This window comes from Lachnoanaerobaculum orale, from assembly GCF_003862485.1.
In the GTDB taxonomy this organism is placed as follows: domain Bacteria; phylum Bacillota; class Clostridia; order Lachnospirales; family Lachnospiraceae; genus Lachnoanaerobaculum; species Lachnoanaerobaculum orale.
The window spans coordinates 836,464-851,112 of record NZ_RRCM01000001.1 but is presented as its reverse complement, the minus strand read 5'-3'; the positions used below and the strand labels follow the sequence as shown (position 1 = coordinate 851,112).

Sequence of the window (14,649 nt, the reverse complement as noted above, 5' to 3'; positions counted from 1 at the left end):
TATTGCAATAAAATAGGCCCCCTACGGGAGCCTAAGCAAAACATAAGCCGGGTTATGTATTAAACGGTCATCTATCTGGTCCTTATGTTACCACAAGGCTCTAGCAACCTACCTGAATATCGGACGGGCAGCCCTTATTCGCTTTGGTCTTGCTTTGGATGGGGTTTACACGGCCTCATATGTTACCATACAAGCGGTAGTCTCTTACACCACCTTTTCACCCTTACCTTTCGGCGGTTATTTTCTGTTGCACTTTCCTTGGAGTCGCCTCCACCGGATGTTATCCGGCATCCTGCCCTATAAAGCCCGGACTTTCCTCACACTTGTGCGACCGTCTGTTTTACTAAGTGATACTTTAACATCCGAGATGCTTTTTGGCAAGAAAAAATTATAAAATAACAATCTTTCTCCTGTACGGATTATCAAGTATCTCACCATATTTTTCAAAATAAATCGAATTATACAAAAAATCGGAATATATATTGTTTTCAAATAATTTAAAAGCGCTCTCACATAAAAGCTCTTTTGCACTGCCCGTTTTACTGATAAAATGCTTTTTACTTCTAAGCTTAAGTTCGGATAAAAGATTGGATGAAGCCTTTTTAAATCCCAGTAATAAAGGATATGCCGCCATATCAGGCTGTGACTTTAACTCTTCCAAGGTTTTCTTTTTATGGTTTAAAAGAATATGAAAGATTGCTCTGCTTATTCTGGTATATGTAAAATTCTTACTCTTAAGGCTTAAAATAAAATCTTCAAAACTCCTACTTTTAATCTCGTTTATACTTTTATTTATTGTATTTTTAAGCTCATCCGATACATCACAGTATGCACATAAGTCTTCTCTTTTATATAACTTATCATATATATTCCTTTGTACGGTAAATAAAAAATCATCTTCAAATATCGGCTTTGATGACTTTAAAATATCTATATTTTCCAACGGTATTCCTCCGCTAATATTATCAAATATATCTTTCTTACCGCTATATAATGCATTTCTTATAGCTGTGGCTGAGGCAAATTTATCCTCTTCTATATTCTTTTCGTGATAAGTGCTTCCGTTCCTACTTATTATAACCGGTTTTATATTTGATTTTATAAGTTTTATATTCTTAAGATATTCTATTGCAAGTATATTGTTGGGGGATGAAAGTATATCTTCTATCTGCATTCTTTGCTGCAGTGATATACTTTCACTTGCTAACTTCTCCATTATCGCACTATGTCTTGCTTTGGCATAGTTTAAACCTGAAGCCAAATATTTTTTTATTGAAATCTCAATCTCTTCTCCCGACAGAATACCTGCTACGCTGCAAAGCAGATCATAATCATTGTTTTCCGCACCGAATGATATATAATCAACTCCAAGTATATCCAGCAAACTTATGCCGTACCTTGCAAAGTCGGCTGCACTTGCACCGCTAAAAAAGCTCGGTATTTCAAATACGGCGTCTATTCCTCCGTTTAAAGCCATCTTTGTCCTTATACTTTTTTCAAAAACCGCCGGTGCCCCTCTTTGCACATAGTTACCGCTCATTATAGCTACAACATATTCGGCTCCTGAAAGTTCTTTAGCTTTTTTAATCTGATACTTATGCCCCATGTGAAAAGGATTATATTCCGCAATAATCCCCAAAATCTTCATATTCACCTCTAAAAAAGGCAATCAGAATACTGATTGCCTAAAAATTTATTTAATCACATCGCTCATATCATAGAGTCCGCTAGATTTTTCCATTAAGAACTTGGCCGCCGCTATCGCACCGTTTGCAAAAATCTTTCTTGAATATGCTCTATGGTTAAATGAAATAACCTCATCTTCTCCTGCGAAGATAACATCGTGATCACCAACTATTGTACCGCCTCGCACAGATGAGATGCCTATCTCATTCTCTCTTCTTTGTTCATGTCTGTCGCTTCTGTCATAGGTATAATCAAGCTTCTCATCCATACTTGAATTTATAGAGTCTGCAAGCAAAAGCGCTGTTCCGCTCGGAGCATCCAGCTTTCTTCTGTGATGTGCCTCCACTATCTCTATATCAAACCCTGCTTTCTTCAGTGTAGGGGCTACTTCAGCCAATACCTTTGACAATACATTGATTCCAAGTGACATATTTGCGGAACGAAGAATCGGACTTACTGATGAAAGTTCGTTTATTCTGTCAATCTGTGCCTCACTTAGACCTGTAGTACAGATAACTGCAGGAATCTTTTTTTGCTCTATAAAGTCAAGCAATGTATCCGCAGCCTCTACAGATGAGAAGTCGATAACCACATCAGCAGCCACATTAACTTTATTTATACTATCCATTATAGGAAATGCAGCGTCCATATCGGCTCTGCTATCCACTCCTACAACCACTTCCATATCAGGGTCTGCAGAAATAAGGTCTGCAACCACCTTGCCCATTGCGCCGCTCGCACCGTTTAAAATAACCTTAACCATTATAAAATACCGTACTCCTTCATAGCCTTAGCCAAAACTTCCTCATGTGCCTTCTCCATAGGTGTAAGCGGAAGTCTGAGCGGTCCTACATTCTTTCCCTGAAGGTTCATAGCCGCCTTTACCGGTATAGGATTTACTTCGGCAAACAGATTGTTGATAACATCAAGCGCCTCTATCTGCATCTTTCTTGCCTTAAATATATCTCCGTCAAGCACAGCTTTACACATTTCATGGGTCTGTCTAGGTGCCACATTTGACAGTACGGATATAACACCCTTTGCACCTATACTCATAAGAGCCACTACCTGATCGTCATTTCCGGAGTACATATCTATCTGCGGACAAAGTCTTAATGTCTTTATCGCATTTGAGAAATTACCGCTTGCCTCTTTAACACCTACTATATTCTCCACATTGTTTACAAGGTATGCAATAGTCTCAGGCTCGATATTCACTCCTGTTCTTCCCGGAATATTGTAAAGAAGCACCGGTATATCTATACCCTCAGCAATAGAAGTAAAGTGCTTAATAAGACCTTTTTGTGTTGCCTTGTTGTAATAAGGTGAAACCACCAATACTCCGTCAGCTCCGTACTTTTCGGCTTCCTTTGAAAACTCCACTGCAGTCTCTGTAGAATTTGAACCTGTACCTGCAACTACCGGTATTCTCTTGTTTACTATCTCGATAGTTCTCTTTATAGCATCCAAATGCTCCTCAACCGTAAGAGTTGACGCTTCACCTGTAGTACCGCAGGCTATAATGGCATCTGTACCTCCTGCAATCTGCTCCTCAATTATTTCTTCCAATTTATTATAATTTACACTTAAATCCTCATTCATCGGTGTAATAAGTGCAACACCTGCACCTTCAAATATAGCCATAAAATCCTCCTAACTATTTTGTCTTTTCTTTCTAATGCTCACCGCATCCGAGCCTACATATCTTGCTTCAGTTTTTGAATACGCAAACTTTTGTGAACTGTAAAGTCCATAATAACCTGACAATACAAAACTTACTCCTACTACTATAGCATAATAGTTTATGCCAAGGCTACCACAAAATTCAAGACCCATAAAAATGGATGCTATAGGGCAGTTGGTAACTCCTACAAAGCAGGCAATCATACCGCATGCGGTACACAGTTCATACGGAAGTCCGAAAAATTTTGCAAATGCTCCTCCGAAGGTCGCACCTATAACAAATGTAGGTACTATCTCTCCTCCTTTGAAGCCTCCTCCCATTGCCACCGCAGTAAAAAGAATTTTCATAAGAAATGCCTCATACCTTACATTTCCGCTCATGCTTCTTTCTATAAGCCAAAATCCTCCGCCGTTGTAGTCTCTGCTTCCTGAGAGTATAGTTAATATTATAAATAAAACTGCCGCAACTACAATCCTTATATACGGATTTTTAAAAAATCTTTTGTAAATATTTGCACTTTCATGCATTGCCACTGAAAATAATATTGCAACAATGGCTGTAAGTGCCGCAAGCAGTATCATAAACCCTACAAGTCTGAAGTTCCAATCAGGCGCTCTTTGTATTATGAACTTCTCCACAGGTGTATTCATAAGTTTTGCCACATATACTGCAATATATGACGACAGCAGGCACGGTATAAGTGCCGCATGATACATAACGCCTACACTGAATATTTCCATACTGAATATGGACGCCGATATCGGCGTTCCGAAAAGCGCTGAAAAGCAGGATGCCATTCCGCACATTATTGCAATATTTATATCCGCCTTATCTGAAAATGAAGTCTGTCCAAGCTTTAACTTCCTTCCTATAAAGTTTCCGAGGCTTCCGCCTATCTGTAGTGCCGCACCCTCTCTTCCGGCACTGCCCGCTCCAAGGTGTGTCAAAAATGAAGATAAATATATTGTAGGTGCCATTTTTAAAGGAATGGTCTCACCTGAAGATATCGAATCTATTACCCAGTTGGTTCCTCTCGGATTGTCCGCATGTATAAAGTGATACAAGGCTGAAATTATAAGTCCGAATATCGGTAAAAGATAGAGTGTGTAGCGGTGGCTTTGCCAAAAATCCGTGGCAAAGCTTATCGCATGTCCGAAGCTGGCTCCGGCAAATCCTACAACCACTCCTATTATGACTGAAAATATCCCCCATTTTATAAAATATATTATATTAGTTTTAAAATTTAATGTTTTTAAAAACTCGTTAATATCTATATTCACTTTTTCATCAAGCATTATATGTTCCTTTACTTCTTACAAGTTTTGGTCTATATCCCTCTTTATTTAGTCTTTCGACTATCTGTTCCTTATGCTCCGTTCCGTAAGCTTCTATAGTAATTCTAAGCTCCACGGCGGCATTTCTGTTGATACTGATAAACTGATTGTGCTCAAGCTTTATAACATTTCCTCTCTCGCTTGCCAGTAAGTCGGCCACCTTTGCAAGTTCACCCGGCTTATCAGGTAAAAGTACGGATACCGTAAATATCCTGTCTCTTTCAATAAGTCCGTGCTGTATAAGTGATGCCATTGTAATAACATCCATATTTCCGCCGCTAAGTATTGCAACAATCTTTTTTCCCTTTACATCCAAATGCTTTAGTGCCGCAACTGTAAGTAACCCCGAGTTTTCCACTATCATCTTATGATTTTCCACCATATCAAGGAATGATACTATAAGCTCATTGTCGTTGATTGTAATTATATCATCCACATTTTCTTTTACATAGTTAAACAGCTTATCTCCCGGTGTCTTTACTGCGGTACCGTCTGCAATCGTGTTGGCTGAAGGCAATGTAACTATATGTCCCTCTTTGATAGATTCTTTCATGCAGGCCGCATTCTCAGGCTCCACTCCTATTACATGGATATTCGGATTCAACATCTTTGCAAGTGTCGCCACACCGGCACAAAGTCCGCCGCCTCCTATCGGTACAAGTATTATATCTACTGTAGGGAGTTCTTTGATTATCTCCATTGCGATACTGCCCTGTCCTGTAGCCACTGTAAGGTCATTGAAAGGATGAACAAATGTCGCACCGCTCTCCTTTGCATACTCCATAGCCTTTGTAGCCGCTTCATCAAATACATCGCCGTAGAGTTCTACCGTTGCACCGTAGTTTTTGGTTCTGTTTATTTTTATAAGAGGTGTTGTTGTAGGCATAAACACTGTAGCTTTTATACCTGCAAGCTTAGCTGCGTATGCCACACCCTGAGCGTGGTTTCCTGCCGAAGCCGTTACAATTCCCTTTGCCTTTTCTTCATCGGAAAGTGTTGAAATCTTATAGTATGCTCCTCTAAGCTTATATGCTCCCGTATACTGCATATTTTCAGGCTTGAAATATACTTTATTTCCGGACTGCTCCGAGAAAAACTCACTGAATACAAGTTTTGTCTCCGATGTCACCTTTTGTACAAGTTCGCTCGCCTCTTCAAATTTTTCCAATGTAAATTCCTTCATTACTTATTGCCTCGATTCTATTTTAGATAGCTTTGTCTTACTCATTACTAAAAAGTGCATCCACAAATTCTTTTGAGTTGAATTTTTGAAGATCGTCTATTTTCTCACCTACCCCTATATACTTGACAGGAATGGAAAGTTCCGCCTGTATTGCCACCGCAATACCTCCCTTGGCACTTCCGTCAAGCTTTGTCAGTATAATACCTGTTATATTTGCCGCCTCGTTAAATACCCTTGCCTGTTCAAGTGCATTTTGTCCGGTAGTACCGTCAAGTACCACCAAGGTCTCCCTGTAAGCGTCAGGATATTCTCTTTCAATTATTTTATTTATCTTTTTCAGCTCTTCCATAAGATTTTTCTTATTGTGAAGTCTTCCTGCGGTGTCCACTATCATTACATCTGTATTTCTTGCTTTTGCCGCCTTGCACGCGTCAAATACCACAGCTCCCGGGTCTGAACCTTCGTTCTGTGCTATTATATCCACTCCGGCTCTTTTAGTCCACTCTTCAAGCTGCTCAATAGCCGCCGCTCTGAATGTGTCAGCAGCCACAACCAAAACCTTTTTACCCTCGTTTTTTAGCTGACTTGCAAGTTTTCCGACAGATGTGGTCTTTCCTACACCGTTTACACCTATGACAAATACTACAGACTTCCTGTTTTCAAACTCATAGGCGTTCTCGCCCAAATCCATCTTTCTTTTTATTGTGTCAATAAGCACCTCTCTACACTGTGCAGGCGAGTTAAGATGCTCTTCCTTTACTCTCTTTCTAAGCTCTTCTATAATATCTGTAGAAGCTCTGATTCCGATATCTCCCATAATAAGAGTCTCTTCAAGCTCCTCATAAAAGTCCTCATCTATTACATCATATCCGAGGAATACATTCTCTATTCCGCTGACTACGGCATTTCTCGTTTTTGTAAGTCCTTCTACAAGCCTTGAAAAAAATCCTTTTTTCTTTTCTTCCATTATCTCTCCTAATTATCCAATTCATTTTCTATCAGGTTCACTGAAACAAGTGCGGAAACACCTTTTTCCTGCATTGTAATTCCGTAAAGTCTGTCCGCAGATACCATTGTACCTCTTCTGTGAGTAATTACTATAAACTGTGTATGGTCTGTAAGCTTATGTAAATACTTTGCAAATCTGTCTACATTTGAATCATCAAGCGCCGCCTCTATCTCATCAAGCAATGCAAAAGGTGAAGGCTTAAGATTTTGTATTGCAAACAAAAGTGCTATGGCTGTAAGCGCCTTCTCTCCACCTGAAAGCTGCATCATGTTTTGAAGCTTCTTTCCCGGCGGCTGTGAGATTATTGTTATACCGGCCTCCAGCATATCGGAGCTTTCTTCAAGTACAAGCTTTCCGCTGCCTCCGCCGAAAAGTTCTTTAAACACTTCATTGAACTCTTTTGCAATCTCTTCAAACTTCTCGGCAAACTGCTTTTTCATAGCCACATCCAGCTCATCGATAATATTTATCAAAGTAGCTTCAGCCTCCAGGATATCCGTATGCTGCTTTTTCATAAGCTCATATCTTCCGGAAATCTCATTGTAGTCTGAAATAGCATTAATATTGACATTTCCAAGTGCCTTTATCTTTGACTTCAGTGAAGATATATTTGCTCTGATATCATTTAAAGACATATCCGTATCGGTTTTCAGCTCCAATGACGAATTATATGTAAGTTCATATTCATTCCACATATAATTGGTTCTCTCGGACATCCTCTCTTCAGACTTTTCTATCTGGCCTTTCAGTCTGTAGATATCTCTGTCAAGAAGTGAAACTCTTTCACTGTAAACATCTCTGTTGTCAAATATCTTATTCTGTGACTTTGACTTCGCTTCTTTAAGCAAAATAAGTTCTTCTTCTCTTTGCTTAAGTTTTTCTATCTTTTTAGCCAACTCGTTTTTTGAGATATGTTCATTTTCTATGATTTTATTTTTCTCATTGATATTTCTTACAATATCCTCGGCTCTTGTCTTTAAGCCCGACTTTTCATCAAGCAGCGCTTTGACATCCTCTCCGGTTCTGTTTACATTCTCATCAATAAACTCAAGTCTTTGTGAGATATTGGCTTTTTCAAGCTTTGAAGCATTCAGCTTTTCCACCAGCAGCTCTCTTTTATTTCTCTGTTCTTTGATATCACTTTCTATATCCGAGATATCCCTTCCCAGCTTTCCGAAGTCCTCACCTACATTTGAAAGTTTGGCATCAAGCCTTTTTGTCTCAATTTCTATCTCCGAAAGTTCTTTGTCTATATTGTCAAAATCTGTCTGTACCGAAACTGATGAGGCTTTAAGTTCTTCAAGCTTTTCAATTAACCCTGATCTTCTGTTTGATATATTGTTTTTCTCAATGACTAAATCCTGTATTACTTTTCTGTTCTCATCAAGCTTAATCTCTATATCATTTCTTTGTAAATTAAAGGATTCAAGCTTGTCGTTTGCCTCATTGTAATTTTTCAAAAGTACGGATACACTTGCCTGTGCCTCTTCTATCTCTCTTTTCTTACTCAAAAGATTGGTACTGTTTTTAAAAGCACCACCGCTTATGGAACCGCCCGGACTAAGTGAATCACCGTCAAGGGTTACAACTCTGTATTCATATCTGAACTTTTTTTCAAAGGCAATCGCATTATCTATATTGTCAATAACTACAATTCGTCCAAGCAGGCTGCCTATAAGGTTTTTGTATACACTATCGTACTCTACCAGCTCACTTGCTATTCCGACTACTCCCTTTTCTTTCAAAAACTCGGTATTTGAAAATGTATTATTCCTCATAGCGGAAAGAGGCAAAAATGTAGCCCTTCCAAATCTGTTTTTCTTCAGATAATCAATCAAAACCTTTGCGGTATTTTCGGAGTCGATAACCACATTTTGTATCCTGCCTCCAAGAGCGGTCTCTATAGCTACCTCATACTGTTTTGACGCTCTGACTATATCCGCAACAACACCATGTATACCGCCGATTCGATCTCTGGTCTCCATAATTTTTTTTATTGCAATACCGTAGCCGTCATATTTTTCCGCAAGATCCTTTAATGATGTCAGCTTTGCCGACTCACTCTGATACTTCATCTGAAGCTCGGATGCCACTTTTGAAAACCTGATTATCTCACTGTGTATAGCAGCCTTTTTACTCTCAAGCTCGTCTTTAGTACTCTCGGCACCGTGAAGTGATCCATTCACCGAGTTTAGGCTCTTATTTTCCTCATCAATCTTTAATTCGATTGTATTTTGACCTGTCTTACTCTCCAAAAGTCTTTGAGTCATCTGAGATTTTCTGAGGCGAACCTGCTCCAGGATACCCTTATATCTCTCTTTTTTCGCTCTCAAATCCGCATTTCGTGAATTAAACTCCTCGGATGAAAGCCTCAAGTTATCAAGTCTTTGTGCAAGCTCATCTATTTTTTTGTCAATGTCTTCAAGTTCGCTTAAAAGAGCGTTTTCCCTTTCGTTCGCTTCTTTTAAAAGATTTTGCAATGAGGCCTTTTCTTCTTTTAAAGTTTCCAGCTCTTTTTGCTTTTTTTCAATATCACTGTCTATATTTTCACCTCTGTATGAGAGGTTTTCATTGTTCTTATTCTCGGAGTTTATCTGCTCTTTTAAAATCTCTATATGTGAGTTTATCTCTTGCAGTCTTGTCGTGTTATTTCCTATAAGATTTCTCACGTCGTCAAGCTCTTCGTCAAGCCTTTTTAACTCCGCCGTGATATCTTCATAGTCGGTTTTTGACTTTTCAAGTAAATTTCTTGCATCCGCCAAATCGTCGGATAAGAGCTTTTCACGCTTTTTATATTCATTAAGATTCTGAGTTATACCGTCATACTCCATAATATAACTGTTAACATCAAAAATCTTTAATTCTTCACGCAGATTCAAAAACTCTTTTGCGACCTTGGCCTGTTTTTCAAGAGGACCGACCTGTTTTTCAAGCTCCGCCAATATATCGTTTACTCTGACCAAGCTCTCTCTCTCTGACTCAAGCTTTTTCAGCGCAAGACCTTTTCTTCTTTTAAACTTTGTGATTCCTGCCGCTTCGTCAAAAAGCTCTCTTCTTTCTTCAGGTCTGCCGTTTAGTATCTTATCTACCTGACCCTGACCTATTATGGAGTATCCGTCTTTTCCGATACCCGTATCAAAGAAAAGCTCACTGATATCTTTTAATCTGCAGGCTGAACCGTTTATCAGATATTCACTCTCTCCAGATCTGAACAGTCTTCTGGATACGGTCACCTCTTTAAAGTCAATATCCAGCTTGTGGTCAGAATTGTCCAGGGTGATTGCAACATAGGCAAATCCGAGCGGCTTTCTAAGCTCGGTACCTGCAAAGATTACATCCTGCATATTTCCGCCTCGAAGCTGCTTGGCACTTTGCTCTCCCAGCACCCATCTGACCGCATCGGATACATTACTTTTTCCCGAGCCGTTAGGTCCCACGATACCTGTTATTCCGTTGTGAAAATCAAATACGATCTTATTTGCAAAGGACTTAAATCCCTGAATTTCAATACGCTTTAAATACATCTAAACTTTCCCTAATTTTTTCAATGCTTCATATGCCGCCGCCTGCTCGGCAGACTTTTTGCTTACGCCTTCTCCCACGCCCACTCTTTCACCGTTTATTTTCACAGCTACGATAAACTTCTTCAAATGGTCAGGTCCTTCCTCCGACAAAAGGTCGTACTCTACCGGTCTTGAATCCTGTGATTGTATCACTTCCTGTAAGATAGTCTTGCTATCATAAAAGAAGACTTTATTTTCATATCCATTCAAAATGAATTTTAAAATCACCTCTTTTGCATTAGCAAAACCACCGTCTAAATATATGCTTCCTATAACCGCCTCAAAGGTATCGCTGATTATACTCGGTCTGAATCTTCCGCCTGTATGCTCCTCACCTTTTCCAAGCTTTATAAACTCACTGAGTCTTATATTCTTTGCACAGTCCACAAGTGCAGGCTCACATACAAAGCTTGCTCTTATCTTTGTAAGTTCTCCCTCAGGCTTGTCAGGATAAACTCCGTAGAAAAACTCACTGCTTACAAGCTCTAAAACGGCATCTCCCAAAAACTCCAATCTTTCATTGGAACCGTTTTTTCCAAGCTGATGCTCATTGGCATATGAACTGTGTGTAAGCGCCTGATTTAAAAGCTCTGTATTCTTATACTCATATCCTAATAATTTCTGTAACTCATTTAAATTATTATTCATAACAACCCTCAACAATCTATATTTTATAAAGAGGCTACCATTATCTGATATCTTAAACAGTAGCCTCGTAAACACTATCTGGCGTCTGTAGCCTTCTTTATCTCCTCAACGGCATCGTTTACAGTGTGGATATTCTCTGCAACTTCCTGAGGAATCTCAAGTTCAAACTCTTCCTCAATGCCTGTAATTATCTCAAACAAGTCCAAAGAATCGGCTCCCAAATCATCTACAAAAGAAGAACTAAGTTCAATTGTATTCTCATCAATATTTAAAACCTCGGCGATAATCTTTTTTAACTTCTCAAATTCCATTTTTTTCTCCATTCTAATCTTTAATCATTTTCTCTCTTATAATATCACTCAAAGCTTCTTCTTTAAAGCTCTTACATTGTAAAATCGAATTACAAATCTCGTTTGCCTTTGAATTGCCGTGTGCTTTGACTACAAGTCCGTTAAGTCCGAGTAAAGGAGCACCGCCGTATCCGCTTGCATCAAAGGACTTCAATGTAGCCTTCAGTGAAGACTTTATCATCATTGCACCTATCTTTGTGAAAATGTTCTTTGTCAGGGCTTCCTTTATCTTACCGATAAGTGTAGAACCTACTCCCTCATAGAGCTTTATTATTACATTACCTACAAAGGCCTCACACACTATTACATCGGCTCCGCCTTTCGGTATCTCTCTTGCCTCTATGCTGCCTATAAAGTTTATATCCTTACATTCCTTTAATAAAGGCATTGTCTCCTTGACAAGCGCATTTCCCTTTTCTTCCTCGGCACCTATGTTTACAAGGCCTACTCTCGGATTTTTGATACCTATAACCTTTTCCATATACAAAGAGCCTATCTGTGCAAACTGTACCAGATTATCCGCCCTTGCATCCACATTGGCACCACAGTCAATCAACAAAGAAACACCTTTTTCAGTAGGTATAAGCGGTGCAAGCGCAGGCCTTAAAACTCCTTTTATCCTGCCTACTATAAGTTGTCCGCCTACAAGTACGGCTCCGGTACTTCCCGCACTTACAAAGCCGTCCGCTTTTCCCTCTTTTACAAGATTCATGCCTACCACTATGGATGAATCCTTCTTTGCTCTGATGGCCGCTACCGGTGCTTCTTCATTGGTTATTACCTCGCTTGAATAGACACATTCACATCTGTCTGCAAACTCGTCACTTACTTTTTTCTCCAAAACCTCCTTCTTACCAACTAAAATAATTTTAATATCCTTATCTTTTTTTAAGGCATCAAATGCCCCCTTTATTATTTCGTCCGGTGAATAATCTCCACCCATTGCGTCCAATGCGACTGTAACCATAATACACCTCAAATGTTTTTTCTATAACACCTCTGTATCATAACCAAATATTAAGTTCTACGCAAGACAAAATTCAAAATCCGTCTTATATTTTAAAATAAAGCTATAAGCTGTCTTTTAAAACTATAACTTCTCCCTCTCTGCACAGATAAACAGCTTTAGCATCCGGGAGTTTTTTTCTTATCTCTTTTCCCTTTTCTTCCATGGCTTTACCTTCAAGTCCAAGCGGAGTTATAACTCTGTTGTCTTCAATGATACATTCCACATCGTCATGATATAATTCCTGCAAAAAACATTTATAATATTTTATCTTTTCCTGACCCTCAAGATCTTTATCCGCTATCAAATATACCATCTTATTCTCGTCCTATTGCAACAGTCATTCCGTCTTTTGCCGTCTTTTTTACTATAAGATTCTTGCATTGTATACAAACGGATCTTTCACATACATTGCCGACTCCGACAACCTTTTTTACAAACTCGGACTCACAAAAATCCCCTTTTACCAAGTTTAATTCGTCTTTGGTAAATGTCACAAAAGGTACATCAAGTTTGCTTGCAAGACTTTTTATAGCTTCTTCATCTTTTTTTATATCAATACTTCCTATAGATTTCACCGCTCTTATATCAAGGTCTTCTTTTATAAACACTTCATTTACAAAATCACTAAGCTTACTTGCATCAGTATCTTTTTTACAGCCAACTCCTATGTACAAATCCTTAGGTATTAAAGTCAGGACACTCTCATCATAGATTCTGTCACTTATCCTCACTTTTATATCACAAGATTTATTCTCAGGATTAAGTTTTTTCTTAAGCTCTTTTACATCAAACTTTTCAATATCACTGTCAATGTCGACATATTTTTTATCAAGCAGTGCGGCACTTACATCCTTTGCAAGTTTTCTTGATGATATAAAAAGATTGTGTTTTTTGGCAAATACATCTACCGCAAAGGCTCCGTTTATATCTGTCGCAGTTGTAATAATAGGAGTGGCAAATAATGCCCCTCCTATATATTGCGCCAACTCGTTGGCTCCGCCCACATGACCTGAAAGCAGCGGTATAACATACCTTCCGAGTTCATCTATTACAAGTACCGCAGGATCATAAAATTTATCCTTCACATATGGTGCTATAATCCTTACCGCTATCCCTGTCGCTCCTACAAAAATGATTGCATCATCACTGAAATGTTTCTTCACAGTCTCTTTAAGATCTTCAAGCGGCTTCATTCTGTTATCTGACAGATATTTTTTTAGCGTATACGACGATATATTCGCTTCGCTTAAAATATCAATCAATTTTGTATTTATATCTCCACCCTTTGCGGTAAATGATATAATTGTTATATTTTTCATAAGCTGTAATAACTTTGACTGTACTCTTTTTTCTCAGGCTTTGTATTCCATAAAACTACAATCAGTACTATAGCCGGTATAATCATTATATATGATATAGCTGTTATAGCATTGTTTATCAAATCCGTATTGAGTGCGGCAGGCAGATTGCCTATAGTATTGTTAAATATATGGATAAACATTGTGACAAATATATTTCTTGTCTTGTAGTAGATAAGTCCCATAATGCAACCCATACTGGCTGTATACACGCTTTGTACAAATATCATATGCCATACACCGAAAGCCACACCTGATACGATAATGGCAAACCAAGGGTTTTTCGTCACTCTCTCAAGTGAGTTGAATATAAGCAGTCTGAAAAGTATCTCCTCCACAATCGGTCCTACTATTGATATTGAAAGTAAAGACCAGATATATGCACCTGATTCAAGGTCGTCATATACTCCTGAAAAATACTCGTTATTCTTTGCTATAAAAGGTATAACCACCAAAAATCTGTCGACTATCTCAAACCACAGACCTGCTATACCGTAGAATGCAAATCCCATTACAATACCGAATATAATACCTTTAAAAAGCCCTATCTTCACTCTTTCATCATGTCTTTTTACTATAAAAATTGCCAAAATAAGATATATGACAATAAGCACTAAAGATATGAATGTGTCTACAACCGCATTTATACTCGGCAAAAGCACATCAGGTATTATACCGAATTTTACATCCAGGTAATTGATTTTATAAAATATAATATTGCTTATCCACTCATAGCTCAAACATAAAATAAGAGCAAGAGCGCACCAAAGTACTATTTTTATATATTTTTTCATTCGACTCCTCTTTTTATTATCTAAAAAAGGT

The 14,649-nt window shown here is 38.5% G+C and carries 13 protein-coding genes and 1 other RNA gene; all 14 read right to left on the bottom strand.

Going from position 1 to position 14,649, the window contains the following annotated elements; genetic code table 11:
- Positions 1-28: 28 nt before the first annotated feature.
- Positions 29-347, bottom strand: an RNA gene (gene rnpB / locus EHW90_RS04175) — RNase P RNA component class A.
- Between the two features lie 41 nt (positions 348-388).
- The gene (locus tag EHW90_RS04170; protein WP_124951462.1) at positions 389-1,648 is read right to left on the bottom strand and encodes a tRNA(Met) cytidine acetate ligase; all 1,260 of its coding nucleotides are present in this window, start codon (positions 1,646-1,648) and stop codon (positions 389-391) included.
- 45 nt (positions 1,649-1,693) lie between these two features.
- Positions 1,694-2,449: a 4-hydroxy-tetrahydrodipicolinate reductase gene (gene dapB, locus EHW90_RS04165; protein WP_124951460.1), complete on the bottom strand. Its 756-nt coding sequence runs from the start codon at positions 2,447-2,449 to the stop codon at positions 1,694-1,696.
- On the bottom strand, positions 2,449-3,330 hold the full coding sequence (gene dapA, locus EHW90_RS04160) for a 4-hydroxy-tetrahydrodipicolinate synthase (protein WP_124951458.1): 882 nt from the start codon (positions 3,328-3,330) through the stop codon (positions 2,449-2,451). Before dapA ends, dapB begins: the two co-directional genes overlap by 1 nt.
- Before the next feature lie 9 nt (positions 3,331-3,339).
- Positions 3,340-4,665, bottom strand: a complete 1,326-nt coding sequence (locus tag EHW90_RS04155) for a chloride channel protein (protein WP_124951456.1) — start codon at positions 4,663-4,665, stop codon at positions 3,340-3,342.
- On the bottom strand, positions 4,658-5,887 hold the full coding sequence (ilvA, locus tag EHW90_RS04150; protein ID WP_124951454.1) for a threonine ammonia-lyase: 1,230 nt from the start codon (positions 5,885-5,887) through the stop codon (positions 4,658-4,660). Before ilvA ends, EHW90_RS04155 begins: the two co-directional genes overlap by 8 nt.
- Positions 5,888-5,924: 37 nt before the next feature.
- A complete protein-coding gene (gene ftsY, locus EHW90_RS04145) occupies positions 5,925-6,854 on the bottom strand; it encodes a signal recognition particle-docking protein FtsY (protein ID WP_009444552.1) in 930 nt (309 codons plus the stop codon).
- A gap of 8 nt (positions 6,855-6,862) precedes the next feature.
- On the bottom strand, positions 6,863-10,420 hold the full coding sequence (gene smc / locus EHW90_RS04140; RefSeq protein ID WP_124951452.1) for a chromosome segregation protein SMC: 3,558 nt from the start codon (positions 10,418-10,420) through the stop codon (positions 6,863-6,865).
- Entirely contained in the window at positions 10,421-11,107 is a 687-nt protein-coding gene (rnc, locus tag EHW90_RS04135; RefSeq protein ID WP_124951450.1) for a ribonuclease III, read from the bottom strand.
- A gap of 74 nt (positions 11,108-11,181) precedes the next feature.
- Entirely contained in the window at positions 11,182-11,418 is a 237-nt protein-coding gene (gene acpP / locus EHW90_RS04130) for an acyl carrier protein (RefSeq protein ID WP_008751809.1), read from the bottom strand.
- A 13-nt stretch (positions 11,419-11,431) separates the two neighbouring features.
- On the bottom strand, positions 11,432-12,424 hold the full coding sequence (gene plsX, locus EHW90_RS04125) for a phosphate acyltransferase PlsX (protein WP_124951448.1): 993 nt from the start codon (positions 12,422-12,424) through the stop codon (positions 11,432-11,434).
- 103 nt (positions 12,425-12,527) lie between these two features.
- Entirely contained in the window at positions 12,528-12,779 is a 252-nt protein-coding gene (locus EHW90_RS04120) for a hypothetical protein (protein WP_124951446.1), read from the bottom strand.
- 1 nt (position 12,780) lies between these two features.
- On the bottom strand, positions 12,781-13,785 hold the full coding sequence (locus EHW90_RS04115) for a cobalt-precorrin 5A hydrolase (protein WP_124951444.1): 1,005 nt from the start codon (positions 13,783-13,785) through the stop codon (positions 12,781-12,783).
- Entirely contained in the window at positions 13,782-14,618 is an 837-nt protein-coding gene (locus EHW90_RS04110; RefSeq protein WP_124951442.1) for a CPBP family intramembrane glutamic endopeptidase, read from the bottom strand. Before EHW90_RS04110 ends, EHW90_RS04115 begins: the two co-directional genes overlap by 4 nt.
- Positions 14,619-14,649 lie beyond the last annotated feature (31 nt).